Below are 20540 nucleotides of genomic sequence, written 5' to 3' on the forward strand. Positions count from 1 at the left end.
TGGTACTCCCCCCAACGAGGCCGATATTGCAAACCTTTGCGTAGGCTTGCCCCACACACTGAATTCGGAGTGGCCCCGAAAGTTGGGCTGATTACGGATTTCAGAGTGATGCCACTTAACGCCACGCCGACCGAGGTGGAAGTAGTCGCTCGCTGAGGCTACTGGATTCCGTGAGATCATATTTGACCACCTATTTCCATATTCTACCCCACCACCCAGTCGACTTTGGCTCGATTCCAGTCCACTCGTAGAATCGCTCCGGCTGGTCGAACTGGATTCGAGTCTTCTGTACTTCGGTGCGGATCGTCGAGGGAACGACCTTGTCGTACTTGAAGACCGCATAGCCGTCGAGATTTTCAGAGAAATCCGCCAGCAGGATGTCGTTCTTTTCCTCGATAGTAAAGAGTCCCGTTTGGTAGGCCTGTCGCCACTTCCGACGCCCGTGGTCGTAGATACGCTCCGCGGGCCCGTCATTCGGGAAGTAAACCGGTGGCTCCCGGTTTGCGTACTCGTAGAGTTCCCGGAATACCTCACGAGCGACCGCGAGCTTGTCGTCCTGATCGGGGAGGGTGATTTGCTTCTGGAAGAGCAGATGAGCGAACCACGGAAAGAGCTGATTCCGCTCCTTGATGAGTCGGGCAGTCTCTTCTCGCTCGTGCCCCTCCACGTCGAACACGACATCGAACTCAAGCATCTTCATCCGGGTCCTGTACTCCGACTTCGGGTTCCCGTCATTCGACGTGAACACAAACGTCGGGAAGGCGACCGATCCATCCCACGCGCCCGTCCAGTAGGTTTTGATGATGTCTCGCTCGACCCTGTCTTTGTCAACGTCGTCGACGAGGAAGGGGAACACCGTGTTCGACGAGCGACAGCGCTCGATGGCGTCCTTAGTGAACTGTTGCCCCTCGACTGGTTCGGCGACGACACCGCTCGAGATGAGATTCGCTGCGAACCGGAGGAACATCCCCTTCCCCGAATCGTTCTGTCCGTGGATGTAGAGGAAAGGAAGGTCCTTGTCCAACTCAGCACCATCGCGGTTGGCGTACTCCTGCGCGAAGTAGTTCGCAAACGGAGCCCAGAAGACGTAGATGACGGCCTCGTAGAAGTGGGCCATCGTCTCCTCTGACCGTTTCGCGTCACCGAATCGGTCGACCGTTTCGATGTACTCCTCGATGTGTGCCAGCGCCTCTGAGACCTCTTCCGGTTCGTCTGGTAGCGGAGCAGTCATCTCGAGGGTCGTGTTGTCGAGCTGCATCCGGACCAGCTCTTTCTCTCGGTTCACCCACATCGTCGGGAAGTCGTCGTTGAACCGGCGAAGATATCGGTCGAAACCAGCTGCAGATCCCCGTAGCTCGGTGGGTTTGACCGAGACATTGTGCCGCGAGAGCGTCGACTCAGCCTGCTTCACTGGCTCCTCAAGCCCCTGTGGCGAAAGCCGCATCTGCCGGTCTGGCTGGACATCTGTCGCCTCGACATCTCCGCTCCCATCTGCTTGGAGAGCAACGACCTCTTCGGCCTCTTCGGCCTCCGAAACCACGTTGACCCGCCGAACTCGCTCGTCGTCCTCGTCGAACATCTCCACGATGCGACGGTGGAGGTCGCCGGTCGGATTGTCGGACGGGACGGTTCCGTCTACCCAGAGGTCGTAGACCCGGTCACGCTCCTCTGGATCGTCAGTTTCTGCGAGCTGCTCCGTGAGGTCCTTCATGAACAGTTCACACTCCTCTCGATGTGCCTCGTAGAGCCGGTCGGCGTACTCGTCGATAATGGAATTTCCATTAGTGCGGAAGACCACGACGAGGTTGGTCTGGTTCCCTGACCACGCTTGCTTCGAGAGGTTCGGAGAGCCGAACACCACCGTTCGAGACCCATCGCGGTTCTCCGCGAGGTAGAGTTTGCTGTGGAGCGTGACCCGCTTGTCCAGCGTGTAGAGATTCAGCTGGTCTTCCTCCAGCAGGTGGGTGAGGTGCTTCGCGAGGTCGAGATCTCCTTGTAGGTCTTTACGGTACTCCGCCTGTCGGTAGTCCCCGACCACGACCTCCAGCTGTTCAAGGTTAAGGTCACTACTCGCGAACAGCTGGTGGATGATCTGAGGCGACTGGGAGTAAGTAACTGCGCGGAGCAGGCGAGCGTCACCGAAGTAGTCAACGAACGTTGGCCACGATTTGACCATCGCGAGTTCGAGGTCGATTGCCACCTCATCTCCACCGTCTCGCGTCGGGACTGTGATTGGAATCGTGTATTCCATGGTTTCCTCCGGCCACTCAGGACGGCTACAGGCTGTTTGCGAGCCGGCCACCCCATCCTCCAAACAGGGCGGGAAGTCTCTGCTCCCCTGACGCGGCCATATTCAGAGGGTGGACGGTTGAAATATTAACAATTATGCTGACATTATCGACGCTGACGACTGTATCGTCACAATTGGTATTAATGACATGACCGTGAATGTAGCATATGAAGGACGGTCGAAACCACGAGATGGATGTCGTTGAGCGCGTCCATGTCGCACCGTTGGGGTACGAATATGAGCGGATTGTCCTCCCGACGCTGAATCAGAAGGCAGACCGAGCGGTGCTGATTGATTATCGTGACGACGAAGAACGTCCTCCGTACCACGACCAAGTGCGAGAAGATCTCCGGGAAGCAGGCGTGACCGTCGAGAGTTGTGAAGCCGACATCTTCTCACTCTACGATTCAATCGGAACGGTGGCCCGGCTCATCCGACAAAACGCGGAGCATCAGGTATACGTCAATCTCGCCTCTGGGTCGAAGGTGATGGCCATCGGTGGGATGATTGCCTGTATGGCTGAAGGGGCTACGCCATACTACGTGCGGGCGGAGGAGTACAAGTTCGACGGGCAGGAACCCCTGTCGAAAGGGATCAAGGAAACCTTCGCCCTTCCTGCGTACCCGGTAGAGCAACCGACAACCGAACACATCAGAATTCTTCGGGCCCTACGAGATGACGGATCCCTCTCGAAGAGCGAGTTGATTGACCTTGGTCAGCGAGAGTCACTCCCCTTCATCGAGAAATCAGAGACGGAGAGTCGGCGTGGGAAGTACCGAACGCTTGAGGCTCGGGTCACCAATCCACTCCAAGAGAAGGGGTACATCACGCTCGAAAGCGTTGGACGACGAACGCTGGTCGAAATCACGGATAGCGGCCGCAGTCACCTCCAAGCCTTCGAGTACATGGTTGAGGTCTCCAGCGAGACCGGCTGAGCACTCGTGCATCTTCGTCCGGAGAATTTCCAAACTTGCGGGGGCGGTTGAGTCACCCCTTGATCCCACTGACCGTGATACCTTTATACGCATGAAGCGAAGCTAAACGTACAGTAGAGACGCTGAAGCGGGGGCCGAGGCCCCTTCAGCAGCGGTGAATTACCACCAACCTGCCAACCTACCAATGTTGGCAGGACAGATTGGCGGGAATTTGGTAGCAACTCACCGGTTCAGCCCTCCGAAGTAAGAAATAAAGTCAAAACCTAGCTGACCTCTCTCTGTAACACCTTACTAGACTCCCTCGGTTAGCCCGGGGTCTACCACCCATAGGGGTTCCCCCCGGGGTGCTACAACCATCTCACCCTCGACCCCGCCTACCAACACTGGTAGGTTGGATTGCTACCAACACCTACCGCTACTGTTGGTACCGCCTCGGCTACAACCGGTGTTATGACCCCGCTTGAATTGCTTTGGAGACTGGGACAAGAGAGGGCCTCCCGCTCTGTAGAGTACCCAATCGCACTCGCCCGCTCCTTGAGGTCGGAGGCACTCTCCCGACTTCTGCTGAATACTGCTCATAGGGCCTTGAGATAAGTGCTTAGTCGGACGCACCTTCTTGACTGGTGTAATGCCAGAAGAAGACAAGCCTGAATCAGACGAGCTCGACAAGGCAATTCTTGATGCACTCCTGCGGGCGCGAGAGGAAATTGAAACGGCGCGAGAACTCAGTTACAGCGAATTCCCTGTTCGGTATCCCCGCGAGATGTACGCATTACTCTCCGTCGATGAGTATCTTGAGACCGTGATTCAATCGATTGAATTGGACTCACCTCCACTGCATCCATCGCTGACGCGTGAGACGTACGTTCGCCGGAAGCAGCTCGAGCATCTCATCCAGTTCGCGCGATGCCACCAGTGGAACGGCTCGGTGCACAGTCGCCGCGACCCCCCCGGGTGGGAGCGGAGGAAGCGCTCCGTGGGGGAGGTGTGATTGCTTAAAACGACAGAATCTTTCTACAGCAATACGGTCGGTGTGTGACACACCGCTATTCGTCGAAGACCATCGATACCGCTTTTTCGACTGGTCTAGCATCGACGTTTTCCGGAATCAAAACAATCAGCCCGGAATCCCGGCCAAAGCTTCTCGGTTGCATCTTTTGATTCCTGCGAAGACCAACTGACCGGGCGGGTCGTGTCACGGTGATTTGCATCCCATTATCGCCAGAGGAACGGACTTTCGTAGTCACGGACTCCCCCACACCTCTCCCATCCGATGCAGAGAGAATCGACATGAGTTCCAATAGCTGACCATCGTCAACCTGTTTCGAAGCCAGTACGAGAACTCCACCAACTCCGACCACTTTCACATCGGTACCGACGCTGTAGCCCGCATTACGATATAACCGTGTATTCTGAAAGGCGAGTCCTGTGTTGTTCTCCGAATTTTTACTCTCGATATGCAGTCGCTTGATTCGATTAGGAGGGCTGAATGCCATCACTAATAGAGATTCCATTACCGACTTTATACATAGCGCACGACCCACTCGATCGCTCTTACTCCGGTTGTTCCAATCTCCTCACTTAGTTACGTGGTCGACTTCAAAGTCCTTGACACGTTGCTTGAGTGCTGATATTCGCTCGCTGGGGTCAAATGAACCCAACGGCCGATCATCCGTTTCGACCGCGATTTCGAGACGAGCAATGGACCACCGTAACATACTGATATTCCGATACACGGTCTCGGTAATGTATCTCTGTAGCTGCTCGATCTGCTCTTCTTGGGCCCTGACACGCTCTTTGAGCGTGTCCACTTGTGCTGCTAACTCGTCAACGTCACGTGTGGCCTTTTCTGGTTGGTAGTGTCCACCCTGAAGCAGCCCTTTGTTTTCAATCTCCTCGCACGCAAAGTCTGTGAGAATAGCAATCTTCTGAGCGGACTCGTTGGGTCCTGCAACGTTCTCATCATCATATTCGATTGAGATTAACCCCTTCTGCTCAAGCGACTCATACCGGTATTTTATATCTGAACGACTCAACCCGGATCGTTGTCGTATCTCACTCGTTCGGGCTTTCCCACCTCCGTCGTATACTGCTTGGAGGAATCTCCTCGACTTCTCTCTGGATTCTTTAGAACGACCAATGACTACCATAGCCGTGATGACGTAGCTGAACTGCTTTGGTCTACCCATGAGACAACTGGGGTGAACACCGTGTTGCACCCTACATTATGAACGGTGTGTCTGATGGGCGGACATGGGGCAATTCGTTTTCCGACTACTCTCTATGAGAGTAAACGTCGAAAGAATGGGTTATGACGACTACTCGTAGCATCTTTTCGTACCCCTCCCCCCACTTGCTCGGTGCTCAACTCATCCCCCACTCGCTGTAGTGCTGTTATGTCATGTTCCTGCTTCCCATCTGCTATCCAACTAACAAATATTCCATTAGTTAATTGAGGGACTTCCCGCAGTCATAGCCAATTAGCGTATTCAGAACAGGCAGGGAATACCCGAGTGAGTAAAGCGAGCTCGACAGTCAGTACGAGCCCATAGACTGACACTAATTGGATTCAACACAGTCTCAAGAATCCCTGTCTCGATACGGAACTCATCCGAGGTGAGCGTTAGAGCTCTCAGTTATTCGATCCGCTCACAGATGTCTCGCACACGCTCAAGTGCATCCGTCAGTGTCGGCTCTGGGGTTTTGCATGCTTCCGCGATATCAGCGCCACCAACAACAACCATCCACGACGTGCTCACCTTCTCCACCTTACCCGTTGACTCGTTGGGCGTGATTGACGCAGAAGTTGGCTGAAGTTGACATGGTAACGCAATGAACTCGGATTCTGAAACGGGCAAAATGCAGACTTGAGTCGGGGTCGAAACTGTGAAGATGGAATCGGCTTCACCGACATTATCAAGCCCGATTAGAGGAACTGATAGCGGCGATGGTGCAACCGAAACCCTCCACCCATCAAGGCTCTTCGCTAGTTCAGTTAATCGACGGTGTATCTCACCGTAATCGACGTTCAAATCCGGTACATGTGCTGAATCGAAATTGTCCTGTGGTATGTGACTCATGATAGTATGGCCGATTTGTTTGGCGGAGGCCTGACCACCTTTCTCTGTTGTAGGGCCAGAATGGTATTCGGGCGCTATCCGACCACGTGGCTACGGAAACGCTCCATTCCCTCGTCGCGAGTAATGGGGGTCGCTTCTTCAACGAAGTTCCATCCGTTCTTGGAGTACAGGAATTTCGTTCCGTAAGCTGATGGTGCATACTCGTCGAATTCGATGATGCACTGCTTCTCTTCGCTCTCGAACACGACAGATTCAATTTCTCCGTATCTCGCCGTCAGCTCCTCAAAGTTCTCGAGTGAGGTCCCGAATGCGCTGATTGTGACGATGCCAGACGTGGACCAATCATCAGAGATGGTCACTGCCACCGCTCCATCTTCAATCAGGTTGCTCAACAGCGAGTCCAATTCTATGCTAGTCGTATCTTTCATGGGATACAGCCTTACAGAATTCGTGCCCGGCTATAAATTAGCGTATTGAAATTGATATTTATATATTGGTCGAAGGGGCTACTCTGTCTATCGTTTTTCTAATTCATACTGTATTGTGTGACTACTAAGAGACATACAGAATGGTCGCTCGATGTCCTACCGGCCGGTAACTCTCGGACCCTATGCAGCCAAGCCACGAGTTCCAAAAATACGTGTTCAGTTAACGGATCAGATGCAGTTCTCCTCATCCAATACGTCCTCCTATTGACGACAAACCATTGCAGTCGGGCAGCGTGGGAAGAATATGACTCGGTATTGTCCTGAACAGGTCGGCGAGAGGGCTGAACTTCGTCAGGAGCCTACTGGATTCTGGGTTTGCCTCGGGTGTGGCAGTATATTCGGTCGAAGCTATGGCCGAGCTATCGAACGATGGAGGAGCCACCTTGTGGATGGTTCGTAACTCCTCAGTCCACGGTGAAGTCCGAGTCTGGTGAGCAACTAACGGAAACTCTGTTAGTTCCAGAGCCGCGGTCCGCCTTCTGACAAGAGATCTGCCCAACCGGACTCAACACCAGATATAGATCGGGAGATACTGTACCTGAACCACCATCTGCTGGATGTTTCATATTGAAACCGGAATACAGCATCGCTGTGAGGTTCTGTGATTCCAGATTTCGATGTCCGAGTTGGGTTGACTCTCCTACCCGCAGGAATTTTCTGTCCACTGGCTACACCCGATGTATGGAATCGGGGAAGAAGTCTCTCGAGGAACTCGTGACTGCAGGGGTGTTCCACGTCCCTGAGTACCAGCGTTATTACTCATGGACTGAGCTGGAGTGGGATGATCTCTGGACCGATCTTTACACGCTCCCGAAAGGCAAACAGCACTACTTTGGGACGTTCATCATTCAGGAGACGAAGGACAGGAAGACTGGCGGTACTGATGGAAGCTACGGTGGGTCCTCTGAGAAGCGAATCAATCTACTGATTGACGGTCAGCAGCGGCTCACCTCTCTCGCACTTCTGGTAAAGTCTATGACCGAGCAACTGGAAGTCCTCGCTCCACAGACGGACCACGAAGAGGAAATCCTCGATGACGTAGAAGAGATGCGAGAGACCCTCCACGTTGAGGATAATATCTACCAGCTCGAACTTCTCGACGAGGAGGACAACGACTACCTTGAGCGGGTCATCGATGGACGCAACGTCCCCGACCCGGAGCGGCCGTCGCAGCGGAAGATGATCGATGCGAAGGAGTTCTTCGACGAACGCATCTCGGAGCTAACAGAGTCTCCAGAAGCTGTCCCTATCGAGGTTGCAAACGAACTCAAACAGCTCTGGGAGACCATCTTGAAACTCGAATTGATGGTGTATGTCGTCGATGCTGGCAGCCCAGAGAAAGCGACACTCATCTTCGACAGCGTCAACGACCGGGGGAGATCTCTCTCCACGTTCGATAAGACGAAGTCGTTCTTGATGCGTATGGCCTATCTCGCGGCAGAGGAAGAGAGCGAAGCATACAGTGCTATCCGACGGATTCGGCAGGAGTTCGGGGAGATGTATAATTACCACCAGACGATGCTGGAGTCCCCGTATGTCGGCGATATCAGCGATGACGCAGTCCAGCGATACCACTTCATCTCCTTCTTCGACTGGTCAACTTCGGAAGAGCATAGCGACCCGACCTTCCTCGACGAATTGAAATCGAACGTGCGGACGCTCCGGATGGAAGACCCGGAGGAATGCTTAGAGTACATCACCAACTACACCAGCAGCCTTGAGCGCGGGTTCAAAGCGCTGGCAGACATCCTCGACCGGACTGGCGATGGCGGACCCGATGACTTGATTGACCGCATTCACAAGCTCCGACACGCAACAAAGTTCTATCCCATCTTACTCAAAGCGTGGCCCAACTTTGACGACGAAGAGCGGTACGAGCTGTTGAAAGCAATTGAGACCTACATCTTCAGGGTATATTCGATTGGGAATCACCGGAGCCATACGGGTGAGTCGAGCCTCTACATCCGGGCAAGGGATCTTGACGAGGAGAGTCCTCTCGACGTTTGGGTCAGTGAGATTGCGAATATCATGAAGAGATACGAGGATGATTCTCAGTTCAGACGTTCGCTGAGGTCATCGAACCTGTACTCGAAAGTAACCTCACAAGACCTCCGCTACCTCTTCTACTTCTACAACCAACACCGGGCAGCCAAGGAGAAAGAGAAGGGGAGTATCTCGCTAGCAGAAGCGATGGGGAGTGACTATACTGTCGAACACATCTGGCCTCAGACTCCCGATGAACTACCACTCGAAGACGCAGGGGAATATCCGAGCCCAGAAGCCCGATACGAGGCGTACGTCGATCGGCTGGGGAACCTGACGTTGGCGAGCGGGTCGTGGAACTCGAGCTGGGGTAACGCTCCGTTCGAAACGAAGCGTGATGAAGGATATCCGAACTCGAAACTCTGGGTACAGTCGGATGTCGGCGAGAACTATGAGGAGTGGTCAGTCGAGAATATCGAGGACCGCGAGGAGACCCTTATGGACTTCGTGTTCGAACACTGGCCTACCCCCGAGACGCGACTCGGCGGAATCGAAAATCCGACTGATGCAATTGAGGTTCTCACCCACGAGGAGCGGTACGTCCTCCGGGCACTATGCGAGAACGAGAGCGGCGCAGTGAGGCGCGTCATCCACCGACAAGTGAGTTCATTACCTGATTCTCCATTCGAGAACCCTGAATCGGCCGGGAAAGAACGGGGCAATGTCGGCTCGATCCTTGGCCGCCTTCGCAGCGTTGGGTTGGCTGAACGGAATAAACATACATGGTACCCCAGCGAGGAAGCGATTTCAGCGAATGTGTCCCTCCCGGCGGCCTAATCCATTCCTAAAAGGCTGTTTCAGATGGTGAACTTACAGAACTTCCATTAGTTCGAGATTCGGCCCGCTGCAGGCAAACCCACTCCCCCGGGGTGCTAGGTATCAAAGTTTCAAGCGACGACTGACACCGCACGCAAGTACCATCATCGGCAACGATTGCTTGGAAGTTGGGGCGTGGCATCGTCGGAAGACTCCGCCATTCCGGCTCAGATACTCCCTATCAAATAAGTGCCACCGCTGGGTGGAGTCCTATAATGACTCTTCGTGCTGACGGGGAGGGAGATACTCTTCCATCACTTGACGCGAGGTTTTCTCGAAAAGAGGTATCGATGGCACTTACGATGTGTGGCCTGCTGGTAGATAAGGCTGAGCAGATTTCTCAGCTCTATACGCGTCACCGCGACTGGACGGTCGTCGAAGAGAGATGGGAGACTGAACGATATGACGACCGGAGTACCCGAGACAGTTCGAAGAAGATCTATCGGGTTCTCAGCTCGCGATTTAAAACCGCTCGCTCGAACCTGCCCGCTATCACCAAACTCCCCTCCGTCTTTGACCAGTGTACGAACCACCGGGACAAAGCGCAGGTACTCTACTTTTATCTGCTTGAGGACGACCCGCTCGTCAAGTACACCATCCACCGATACGCGAATCGAATGAGACAGATGGGTGTGGGTGGACTCGATTTCGAGCAACAAACGGTCGAGCGCTTATTGAACGAATTCCACTACGACGACGGTAGTGAGTTCGATTACGCGGACTCGACCACACGTCGCTGGGGCGAAGGGTTCCGGTCAGTGATGCGGGAGATCGATGTTCTGGAATCCCAACAGGAGTTGCACGGACAGGTTCCAAACGTGGGAACTGTCCCGCTACTGGTAGCATCGGGCTATTCGTGGGAGACTGGCGAGAAGGATTGGTTGACGCTACCTGTCGGTTGGCTCTATCTCTTCCAGCCCGAGCAGTATTGGGGTTCGCTGGCTGAGCGCCTTGGGAACCATCCGAGCTGGGAGGCGAGTGGAATTCACGGTGAGTTACGACTACAACCGGTTGACCAGACATATGGGTGGGCAGAGTCTGGGGAGGCAGTAGAATGACTGGTGAGGACTGGTTCTCGGCCGATGTCGGCAGCGATTTCGAGGAATCGGTCCGAATCGATCGCGAGGATGATGAACGCGACCACCGGTTGGAATCGATTGATACGTACCACGTAACAGGGGAAGCTGAGGACTTCCTGACCGACTTCTTCGCTCGACTCCTCGGCCGGTCGGAGGATATGCGGTCCGGTGCCAACTACTGGCTCTACGGCTACTACGGCAGCGGCAAGAGCCATCTTCTCAGTGTACTCCGTGGGCTGATGGATACGGAGTGGCTCCAGCAGCAGGATGCCGTCTGGAGCGAGTTGGCCGATGGTCGTGATCTGGGAGGCCTCGAAGCCACGTGGACCGCGATTCACGACGAGTACGAGGTCATTCCGGTTTCGGTGAACCTGCTGAAGTACCAAGGCCAGAAGGAACGTAGCTTCAGCGAGATCGTCCTCCGGGCGGCGCACACCTCCGAACGACTCACCGGCGTCGAGGGAGGCCTCTCACCACAACAGGACGTTGCCTACTTCGAGGATTGGTACCGGACGACCGATGCGTGGCCGGAACGGACCGAGCACGCCCGGACGGCCTTAGAAGGCACCATAGATAGCCCCGAGAGGTACGAGTGGCTGGATATTCAGCAGTACCGAGCCCTTGCAGATGCCGTTCTTCCGACGCTCATCGAGAAAGAGACCGGGACTGCAGACGGGTTGGACGACCTGACACCCTCGGACCTCGACCCTGAAGCGATGGTTGGTCGGCTAGAAGAGCTCCGGAGCGAGCGTGAAGCAGAATCAGATCGGCCTGTGAAGCTCGTCCTGCTGCTGGACGAGGTGAGTCTCTTCATCGGGACAGACTTCGACCGGCTGACAGAGCTTCAGACCCTCGCGGAGAACATCGACGAGATCGGCGACGGCGATATTCAGATGGTTGCGACTGCGCAGGCCAAAATCGAGGATGTACAGCCGATGTTCGCGGCCCGGGGCGCAGATTTCAGTATCGTAAAGGACCGGTTCCCACATCGGTTCGGTCTACCCAGTCGACACGTTGGGGAAATCGCAACCCAGCGCTTGCTGAAAAAGACCGAAGCCGGCCGAGGTGAAACCGAACGCATCCTTCGGGAGACGAGCAACGAGCCGGAGGCACTCCTCGTATTCACCGGGATTGAACAGAATACCGAACCTCCATTGGACGATATCGACCGTGAGTTACTCATCGACTTCTATCCGTTCCTCCCGTACCAGCCAGCGCTGTTCCTCGAGATTCTCTCCAACCTCCGTCAGGAGGCGAACGACCCTGCGAAATCTATCTTCTCTGGAACCGCCCGCGCGATTCTAGCCCTCGTCCACGGACTCCTGCAGGAGTGGATGGAAGAGGATGTACACGAAGAGACTCACGTCGTCTCGCTGGTCGACTTCTACGATCTAATCGAACCGGAGCTCGATGACATCACACCTCGAGACGTAGAGGTGGTCGAGGAGATTGAGGAGCAGTTCAACGAGGGTAAGCTGGAGGCAACGGATGTGGACGTTGCCAAGGCGGTTCTACTGCTTCAACACGTCCCTGATACGATTCCAATGACTGAGCGGAATCTCGGTGTCGCCGTGCTGAGCGATCTCGACGGTCCGACGCAGTTCCAGATGGAGAATCGTGTCGAGGAGTCACTCCAGCGCCTCCGGAAGTTCATCCGACCGTCCCACGACGAAGTGGGTCCCAGATACACCTTCGCGAATCAGGAGGAACGGGAAATCTACGAGGAGACGGAGACGAACCTCGAGACGCCAGAGTGGGACGCGATTCTCGAAGCTGTCGACCAGTACCTCTGGGAGGATATCGCCCGCGACCTTTCCCTCCCGACATCTGCCGAATACGGTGATACGGGAGAGCAGTATCCGGTCCGGTATGAGTTCAGTATCGACGGTGTCGAGCTTGAGTCGACCATCGATGCCGATGACGCACTTGATGTCACCATCGCGGTCGAGGGACTGTCTCCGGACGGAGCCCCTTCGAGCCCCGCTGACGATCCGCTGGAGTGGACAATCGGAGGAGAGGGCCTCAACGATCTCCGAGACAGCCTCATCGAGTGGTGGTCGCTCCGAGCGGCGGTCGGCGACCATACGCTCCCCCAATCCGTAGAACGCGACCTCTCAGAACGTGCTTCTCGAGCCCGGAGCAAAATCGTCGAGGCACTTAAGAGCGGAACATTCGCGGTGAAGGACCGGACAGATATTCACGGTGTCACTACTGCCGTCGGGAAGTACGTCGGGGTCCGCTATCCGGATGACTTCCATCCGGTGATGCTCCAAATAGGGAAGGAACACCTACAGGAACTCCGCGGGCTGTCGGCACAAGACCCGCTTCCTAATTGGGCTCGGCAAATTGAGGTTGCAACGGAGGTTCCGGAGACGCATGGTGGATCGATTCAGAACAACGTCCGTGCCTTCACCGGCCAACAACTGAAGCAGAGCGGGGGGACCCTCGCGATGGCCACGATTCTCGACGGAATCGTCGATCGGAAAGCCATCTACGAAGGAGCGCGGCCAGCCCTCTGCGCAATCATCTGGGGGCTCTGTAGAAAGGGCGATTTCCTCCCCGTCGACGAGACCGGCGACTCCGTCGAACTTGATGCCGTAATCGACCTTGACGAACTGACCACTACCCGGCTCAAAATCGCTTCAGGAGATGGAGTTCGTTCGGCCCTCGAGAAGGGAGGCTACATCGATACCACCGAAACCGTCCCCGATGGTATCGTCAGGCTTCAGGGGGCAAATGAAGCGCTGGAGAGTCGTCTCAGCAGCCTCAAAGAGGACGTGGAGCTGGTTGCCGACAGTGACGTACAGACCCAGCCCGTTCGTGGACTGCTGGAATCCTTTGCCGAGACACTCGAACGGGAGCGCCGAGAGGCGAGCGAGCGGCGAGAGGCGGTGAAGTCCGGCGACACGGACTGGGCGGAGACGGTCGAGAACACCAGTGCAGCACAGGAGTGGTACGAGGACGCCAAGGAGGTGTGGGACCTCCGATTGCCCGCACTGGCGAAGTTAGACACACTGCTCGTTCTCGCCGAGCAGCCCTTCGGATGGCTCACTGACGACTGCGAGACGGCCAGTCAGGCCCTTCGGGACGGTATCGAAGCGTTCGATGGTGAGTGGTGGACCCACGACGGTTGGGACAGATTCAACGACGCCAGAACCGTCTCACCCTCGCTTGAGGATACTATCGAGGATTCGTGGGAAACGTTCGAGAACTCGGGTATCGCTACACTCGTAGATGAGCTCCGAGCACATCCTTGGCTGCGCCCGGCCACAGAGTTTGAATCGAATGTTCGGCCTGCGTTCGAGAACGAGTACCTCACGCCACTCCGTCGTGTCACGAGGTGGTACGATGGCCTCTCGGAAGCAGTAGCACTGGTGACGGGAGGAACGACCGACTCCGAGGCGGATGACTTCGTCCGGGCGACGAACACACTCGTCGACAGGGAACCGCTCGATGCCATAGCGACCGACGACGTGACAGCGTTGCAAGCAACGTTCGAGGACCTCTGTAGTATCGTCGGAGATCGAGAACCCTCCGGTGTCACGGCTATCGGTCTGCTTCCAGCCGATCGAGACTCTGTCGAATCCGAACTCGAACGACTAGCCGAGCGACACGAGTTGAGTATCGAACGGACGGAGGCGGGGGTGATCATTCGATGACGAGCAAGCGTCCCCTCCACGACTTCACCGAACGTCTCGCACAGTTCGCAGATGGTCGACGAGGGATTCGAAACCCGTTCGTGATCGTCCCGGTCAAGCCGAAATTCGAGCGGCGTGTTGCGGACCGACTCGCAATCTGGGCAGAGAATCCACACGAGACCGACAGCTTCCCCGAGAACGGGACGGTGCAAATCCTTCGACTCGACGAACTACTCGTTGAAACCGACGTGTTCGAACTCGCTGTTGACCTCGGTGAGCAAGCGGACCCCGAGAGCATCGAGGATACACTCCAAGATACGCTCGCCTCGGAACTCGTTGAGGAGATGGTCGCGCGAATCGACGCTCCCGGTGAGCAACGACACGTCGTGCTCCTGACTCACCTCGGGAGTCTGTATCCGTTTACGCGGGCGTCTGAACTTCTTGATGAGCTTGACCGGCGGAACGTCCACTCGACGATCGGCATCCCGTTCCCCGGTGATATCGTCGGCGGGAAATTGAGCTTCTTCGGCGAGGAATCGCGGAACTACTACCCGGCCCACCAGATCGATGGTCGGATTGAGGGGGTGCATCTCCAATGAGCGATACACGAATCCACGACATCTTCCAGCAGTCTCCGACACGGGAACTCGAAGAGGTACAGAAGGTCAACGCACGTGAGCGAGCACAGAACGACGTTCGCGAGTTCTACGAAACCGAGAGTGCTCGGCATGTGCTCACGACGCTCGGGGCATTGGTGGACAAATATCCCCACGAGGACCCTCGATTCCTCTATATCTCGGCCACTTTCGGGTCCGGGAAGACCCACCTCCTGAAACTCATCGGATTCGCTGCCGATTCGGAGTCCGAGTTCGCTGACTTCGGTGAAGAACTGGCGAATCGGTGGCCGGGATTCCAGTCGCTTCGACAGAGCATCGCGGACTCGCATGTCGACCGCCTGAAGCCGGTCTTCCTCAACCTCCTCAACCGGGATGCATCTCAGGAGCCACCGCTTCCCTATCTCATCTACGAGTCGATCGGCCGTGAACTCGGCTACCCTACAGATCCGAACTGGCTACTCGAGTGGGCGTGGCAACTCGACATGAATCACGGGGACTGTTGGGAGCAGTTGCAGGAGCTCGAATACGCCGAAGAAACGTTCGACGAAGTCTACGACGAGCGGGCGATGCTTCGGAGTTGGCTCTACGAAGCCGTGCCGACCCTCGACGACTCTCCCTACACGTCACCCGACGAAGTGAAAGCGTCAATCGACGAGGCCGAAGTAGAAGTCGATCCGGACGAGTTCGACCCATCGGAACTCGTCGAGCGAATCGAGGAGGCACAGGACGCCCTGAGCACCCCGGACACGGAGACCGAACTGCTACTGGGTCTCGACGAGGTCGCCCTATTCATCGGTGATGGGCGACACCGCTACCGTGAATTCCAAGAGACGATGGAAGCGCTGACGAAGCTCGGCGTCGGTCCGAATCCTCCCATCATCGGCACGGGACAGTATCCGATCGAACGTATCCACGGTGAGTTCGAGGACAGCGACGTTACCCAACAGCCGTGGTACGGGGCGCAGGAGCCACTCGAAGGTGCCGACACGGAAATCATCGTCAGGAAGCGGTGGCTCCAGAAGGACTCGGCGGGATCGACGGCCGTCGAGTCGGCGCTCGCCAAACTTCCCGACCTCTCACTGGAGTCGTACTCGGACATCGTCGGAGCCGATCCGAACTCGGTCGAATCCTACCCCTTCCGCGAGTACGACCTCGCGCTCCTTCGGAGGGTCATCCAGCAACTGATGCCCAGAGGACGCGTGACCGAGGAAGAATACGTACAGGGCCGGGCTCTACTCATTCTCGTCCGGTCGCTGTTCACACGGTTCGAGTGGGGTGAGAAATCCGTCGGTGCTGTGGTCACGTGGGACGAACTCTTCGATCTGCTCGTCGATGAAACGACCTACGTCCCGCTGTGGGTGCAGGAGATGGTCGACAACAAGCTCGTCCCCTCGGCGGACGGTGACGAGGACGCCTTCTCGGTCCGTGTCGCGAAGGCCCTCTATCTCCTGAATCAGGTCCGGTCCGACGTTCCATCGACTCCAGCGAACCTCGCCCGCCTGATGGTTGATGCGACCGATGCCTCGTTGGAGACGGTCCACGAGGAGGTCGAGACGGCACTCACGGAACTCGTCGAGGATCGAAAGGTGTTGACCGAGACGAACGACCGCGGCGACGAGGAGTACCTGCTCGTCTCCGAGGAGCAGGAGGACATCCTGACTCGAGCGAAGCGACGTGCTGGGGAGTTGCCGTCCCACCGGATCGGGGCGAAGTTGGCGACGTACCTGCAGGACGGGAGTGAGCTTCTCCTCGCAGACAGCAGCCGACACGACGTGAACTTCGAAGGGGAGCGACAGGTCCCGCTACGATTCGCGTATTCGATTCTCGACCCGATCGAACGCGCACCGACCCCGGAGTTCGACGCGATTCGTGTTCGATTGGTCGCAGACCGGCCCGACACGGTGGCGGAACAGGTCGAGGAATGGCAGTCGACGAACGAAGGGCGGGATGGAGGTGAACACGTCCTCGTGGCGGTCGACGTTCCGGAGTCGACGGTCGAACGGTTGCGGGACGTGATGGGGATGCAGGAGGTACTCACGAAGGAGAACGAGACACATCCCGACTTGGAGGCCGACCACCGCGACGAGCAACGAGCGCTCGAATCCACGGTGCGAGAACACCTCAGCGACGCCGACGTGTACACGCCCACGGGCAGCACGAAGGGACGCTACGAGGACGTGTTCGAACAGATCGTGGTGGAGCAGGTGCAGGCCGTATTCGGCCAGTCCCGGTACGTCCTGACGAACGGAATCCGGCAGGTCGAGGCCGCGAAGCAGATGGCACAGTTCTTCCGCGGCGTCGACGAGTGGCCGCTCTCCGGTGAGGACGCTATCACACTCGGTGTCGATACCGAGCGCAGAGAACTCGTCGATGGATGGTGTCGCGACTTCCTCGACGAGTACGAGAACCAGAAGTCACTGCGAGGCGAGGACCTCCTCGCTCAAACCACCCAACGGGGTGGGACGTATCGAGGTACACCGCACGAGTCGATCTCGGCGCTCCTCATCACACTCGCGACTGCAGACGAAATCGCCCTCCGTCGAGACGACGATTACGTCACCGACCCCGAGGCGATTGGTCGAGCGGTCCGCAACAAGACCGACATCACTGACGTGCAGATCCGTTTCGAGTCTCTCGGGGGAACCGACCCCGACCAGATCCGACGGGTCGTCGAGACAGTAACGGGAGAGTCGCCCTCCGGGACCGACCCCGACGAGTGGCTCGCAGAGCTGTCGGACTGGGTGACCGGGAACAGCGTCCTCGTGAAGCTGGTCTTCCGAGGAGTCGGACGAGAGTTCGGGAACGGCGCTTCGCTGACCGAACTCGAGAACGCGATCGAGCCTGCACTCGGGGGAGACGAACTCGATACAGAGGACTTCTCGACGGAGGAGATCGAGACGCAAGCCGACCGGTTTGCGCGAGCGAAAGCCCTGTTCCAACAGGACGACGAGGGCCAGACGCTCTGGGAACGATTCTCCGGACGAACCACTGAGATGCAACGCCTCTACCCCGGGGCGGATGTCACGGCCCGGATGCAATCAACGGTCGGTGGCAGCGAGGTTCCCGATGAGTCCGAAATCCGGGGGTTGCTGGACGACGCCCAGAGCCACCGACAACGAGTTGTCGAAGCACAGTACGAGCGCATCACGGGCGAGACGCCGTCGAAGGACACCCCCGAGGAGATCGTCTCGAGTCTCGTGACGTGGCTCTACGCTCACGATGGGAGCAACAAGGAGACTGCTGACCGTGTCTCCGTCGAGTTTAGCGCCGTGACCATCGACGACCTCTACGAACTCTTCGAGACTGCATGGGACGGTGGAGATTTCTCGGAGGGTGATCTCGTAGACCCGGCCGTAATTCAGGAGACGAAGCGCTATGCCGATGCGCGTCGACTCCTCGAGAGCACCGACCACGGGAAGAGTCTGTGGTCGCAACTGCGTGGGGCATCGCGACGGCTTGAGGAGGGGTATTCCAACCATCCGACGACTCAGCAGATTGAGGAGACGCTCGCTGAGTCAAAGCCACCGAGCGTTAACAAGGTAGAGAGACTCCTTGACGAAGCCCAGAACCCATTCGAGATTGAGGAGCGATTAGCAGATCTCGCTGAGGAACTTCAAGCGGAATACCCCGAGCACGAGACTACTGCTGCGGTCAAGGCTGTAGTCGAAGGTGGTGAACTTCCCGATGAAGAACAGGCGGGCGATCTGATTGAAGAGGCAGAAGAATTGCTTAGAGGCGGTGATGACCAGCTTCACCGCGTCCGTGAAATGATTGATGAACTTGAGGAAGGAGATATAGTCTTAGTAGAATCTGCGGGCGATAATACGAATTAATCGCGGTTCGACCTACAAACTACGTCCGTTTACACCTCCTCGAATATGTCCTCTATTGTAATCTTGAGGTCAGAAAATTCGTCATCCAGACCTTCTTCATACATGCATTCAGCTATCTCTCGCGCATTCTGTACCTTCCCGTCGCCATAATTACATTCCTGTTTTAACATCGCCTCCGCGTCATCATAGTGTCCAATATCGATGGTGTCATCGACCGACAAGACCTCCTGAATCGCATCTGGGTGGAAATAATTCTCAATCTCTCGTCTGTCGAGTAGCCAGCAATCTAAATCGATTCGCTCGGATTCGTCTTTCAGTATTCGAGATTGTTCTCCCAGCTCACCCCCTTCGGTCTCTCTATCACTGTCAATGAGGATGCCTGAGTTCCGATTGATCTGTTTCATGTTTTCCAATTGGTGTTGGAGGTTTCCACCGCCGGCAGGCTGGATTGTCACGTTGAGGCTACGCCAATCCTCGAATTCGTTGTGGCAAATCACTTCAACTACGGTGGCATCAGAGGCTCCCTCCGTATACAGCACGTAATCGCTCTGGAGAATGTCGCTGTTCTTTGCCCCGATGGCCTCTATGGCCTCAAATCCGTCGTCGTTGACGACTTTGAACTCCGCTTCCCCACCATCATTCGAGGCGACGATGAGGCTTCCATTTTGGTGGCTGTTTATGAGTGACTGTGAGTGAGTCGTGATGATGACTTGGTTCCCTTGCTCTGAAATGTCGCGGAGTGTCTTCCCCATCTCCCTGACTGCACTAGGGTGGAGCGAATTTTCTGGCTCTTCGTACAGAACAGAATATCCATCACCGTATTGAGAGTCAGCGTACGATTTCATCATCGAGAGGATGAACTGATTGCCGACCCCTGACCCGCGCTCAGATAACGACATCCACTCCCCGAGATTATCGTCCTTGACTTTGATGTCGGGCGAAATTGATTTCGAGAGATCGACTTCACCGATATCTATTTTCACGTTGTTGATATGGGGATGTTGGCTAGAAATCACCGTGTTGAGAGCGATCTTGATGTCCTCAGACTGTTCTTCTAACTCCTCACGGATTTCTCGCTTCTTCTCATCGAGCGTGTCGCTACTAAACACAGGAGACATGAGTCTCGTTAGCCATGAATCGCGGGTCAGCGAAGTCTCACTGTTATAATCGCGCTCCGCAAGAACGGTAACCGTCTCGGGAAGTTGGTCTTGAATGTACTCTCGCGAGTCTGATTTACTCAACTCCTCACCGTCAACCTCCACAGCACCGGCATCAAGCTCCTCACTATTGATGTACACCGCGCTAGGAGTCCTTCCCCCCGCGGACTCGTGCCGAACCGTTATCGCGAATTCATCATCCTCGAGGTACTCTTCTGTCAAATCCTCTTTCAGAGTCTCAGAAATTCCATCGAATTCGCAGTGAAGAGTTATCGTGTTACTCACATCGTGTTTATGAAACCCTGATTCGGATGGTGTATCGAAATTCAGTAGTAGGTCGATAGCCTCCAGCAAAGACGACTTACCTACGTCATTCTTTCCGATAACGACGTTGTAGGCCCCGAAATCGATCTGGGCTTGCTTAATCGCCTTGTAGTTCCTGATTGTGAACGAGGCGATGTTCATATCAGTCATATCTCTGAATCTAACCCGACTCTTATGTAAATGTCCGGAGAGACGGCCAAGCAATCTCACCACTAGGATATGGACAATCTTCAAGACACA

At 56.0% G+C, this 20540-nt stretch carries 12 protein-coding genes; 7 read left to right on the forward strand and 5 right to left on the reverse strand.

Going from position 1 to position 20540, the window contains the following annotated elements; translation table 11 throughout:
• Positions 1 to 190 precede the first annotated feature (190 nt).
• Complete coding sequence (locus DV707_RS08390) at positions 191 to 2200, reverse strand: phospholipase D family protein (RefSeq protein ID WP_235010793.1); 2010 nt, start codon at positions 2198 to 2200, stop codon at positions 191 to 193.
• A 257-nt stretch (positions 2201 to 2457) separates the two neighbouring features.
• On the opposite strand from DV707_RS08390, the gene DV707_RS08395 reads away from it, so the two are divergent.
• Together DV707_RS08395 and DV707_RS08400 are read left to right on the forward strand one after the other, a co-directional pair.
• A complete protein-coding gene (locus DV707_RS08395; RefSeq protein WP_200820904.1) occupies positions 2458 to 3225 on the forward strand; it encodes an HFX_2341 family transcriptional regulator domain-containing protein in 768 nt (255 codons plus the stop codon).
• 628 nt (positions 3226 to 3853) lie between these two features.
• Positions 3854 to 4216 (forward strand): hypothetical protein, encoded by a 363-nt coding sequence (locus tag DV707_RS08400; RefSeq protein WP_103992119.1) that lies wholly within the window; start codon positions 3854 to 3856, stop codon positions 4214 to 4216.
• Positions 4217 to 4271: 55 nt separating this feature from the next.
• On the opposite strand, the gene DV707_RS08405 is transcribed toward DV707_RS08400, so the two are convergent.
• The 3 genes from DV707_RS08405 to DV707_RS08415 all read right to left on the reverse strand — a co-directional run bounded on the left by DV707_RS08405 (position 4272) and on the right by DV707_RS08415 (position 6733).
• Positions 4272 to 4721: a hypothetical protein gene (locus DV707_RS08405; RefSeq protein WP_136361834.1), complete on the reverse strand. Its 450-nt coding sequence runs from the start codon at positions 4719 to 4721 to the stop codon at positions 4272 to 4274.
• Between the two features lie 81 nt (positions 4722 to 4802).
• Positions 4803 to 5414 (reverse strand): hypothetical protein, encoded by a 612-nt coding sequence (locus DV707_RS08410; RefSeq protein ID WP_136361835.1) that lies wholly within the window; start codon positions 5412 to 5414, stop codon positions 4803 to 4805.
• Between the two features lie 965 nt (positions 5415 to 6379).
• Entirely contained in the window at positions 6380 to 6733 is a 354-nt protein-coding gene (locus DV707_RS08415; protein WP_103992121.1) for a hypothetical protein, read from the reverse strand.
• Positions 6734 to 7474: 741 nt separating this feature from the next.
• Here DV707_RS08415 and DV707_RS08420 point away from each other — a divergent pair.
• From DV707_RS08420 to DV707_RS08440, 5 genes are all read left to right on the forward strand, one after another.
• Positions 7475 to 9613 carry a DUF262 domain-containing protein gene (locus DV707_RS08420; RefSeq protein WP_170216822.1) on the forward strand — a complete coding sequence of 713 codons (2139 nt, stop codon included), beginning with the start codon at positions 7475 to 7477 and terminating at the stop codon, positions 9611 to 9613.
• Positions 9614 to 9867: 254 nt separating this feature from the next.
• The gene (locus DV707_RS08425) at positions 9868 to 10710 is read left to right on the forward strand and encodes a DUF1819 family protein (RefSeq protein WP_103992122.1); all 843 of its coding nucleotides are present in this window, start codon (positions 9868 to 9870) and stop codon (positions 10708 to 10710) included.
• Entirely contained in the window at positions 10707 to 14390 is a 3684-nt protein-coding gene (locus tag DV707_RS08430) for a hypothetical protein (protein ID WP_103992123.1), read from the forward strand. The genes DV707_RS08425 and DV707_RS08430 overlap by 4 nt, the downstream gene beginning before the upstream one ends.
• Positions 14387 to 14968: a BREX protein BrxB domain-containing protein gene (locus DV707_RS08435; RefSeq protein ID WP_103992124.1), complete on the forward strand. Its 582-nt coding sequence runs from the start codon at positions 14387 to 14389 to the stop codon at positions 14966 to 14968. Before DV707_RS08430 ends, DV707_RS08435 begins: the two co-directional genes overlap by 4 nt.
• Positions 14965 to 18819 carry a hypothetical protein gene (locus DV707_RS08440; protein WP_103992125.1) on the forward strand — a complete coding sequence of 1285 codons (3855 nt, stop codon included), beginning with the start codon at positions 14965 to 14967 and terminating at the stop codon, positions 18817 to 18819. The genes DV707_RS08435 and DV707_RS08440 overlap by 4 nt, the downstream gene beginning before the upstream one ends.
• Before the next feature lie 29 nt (positions 18820 to 18848).
• On the opposite strand, the gene DV707_RS08445 is transcribed toward DV707_RS08440, so the two are convergent.
• Complete coding sequence (locus tag DV707_RS08445) at positions 18849 to 20450, reverse strand: ATP-dependent nuclease (RefSeq protein WP_103992126.1); 1602 nt, start codon at positions 20448 to 20450, stop codon at positions 18849 to 18851.
• Between the last annotated feature and the right edge of the window lie 90 nt (positions 20451 to 20540).

It is taken from the genome of Halobellus limi (genome assembly GCF_004799685.1).
Taxonomy (GTDB): Archaea; Halobacteriota; Halobacteria; order Halobacteriales; family Haloferacaceae; genus Haloquadratum; species Haloquadratum limi.

What these genes read in the sequence shown, in the direction of transcription:
- DV707_RS08395 (WP_200820904.1), top strand. Translation starts at nt 2,458, where the DNA reads ATGAAGGACGGTCGAAACCACGAGATGGATGTCGTTGAGCGCGTCCAT.
- DV707_RS08400 (WP_103992119.1), top strand. Translation starts at nt 3,854, where the DNA reads ATGCCAGAAGAAGACAAGCCTGAATCAGACGAGCTCGACAAGGCAATT.
- DV707_RS08405 (WP_136361834.1), bottom strand. Translation starts at nt 4,721, where the DNA reads ATGGCATTCAGCCCTCCTAATCGAATCAAGCGACTGCATATCGAGAGT.
- DV707_RS08410 (WP_136361835.1), bottom strand. Translation starts at nt 5,414, where the DNA reads ATGGGTAGACCAAAGCAGTTCAGCTACGTCATCACGGCTATGGTAGTC.
- DV707_RS08415 (WP_103992121.1), bottom strand. Translation starts at nt 6,733, where the DNA reads ATGAAAGATACGACTAGCATAGAATTGGACTCGCTGTTGAGCAACCTG.
- DV707_RS08420 (WP_170216822.1), top strand. Translation starts at nt 7,475, where the DNA reads ATGGAATCGGGGAAGAAGTCTCTCGAGGAACTCGTGACTGCAGGGGTG.
- DV707_RS08425 (WP_103992122.1), top strand. Translation starts at nt 9,868, where the DNA reads ATGACTCTTCGTGCTGACGGGGAGGGAGATACTCTTCCATCACTTGAC.
- DV707_RS08430 (WP_103992123.1), top strand. Translation starts at nt 10,707, where the DNA reads ATGACTGGTGAGGACTGGTTCTCGGCCGATGTCGGCAGCGATTTCGAG.
- DV707_RS08435 (WP_103992124.1), top strand. Translation starts at nt 14,387, where the DNA reads ATGACGAGCAAGCGTCCCCTCCACGACTTCACCGAACGTCTCGCACAG.
- DV707_RS08440 (WP_103992125.1), top strand. Translation starts at nt 14,965, where the DNA reads ATGAGCGATACACGAATCCACGACATCTTCCAGCAGTCTCCGACACGG.
- DV707_RS08445 (WP_103992126.1), bottom strand. Translation starts at nt 20,450, where the DNA reads ATGACTGATATGAACATCGCCTCGTTCACAATCAGGAACTACAAGGCG.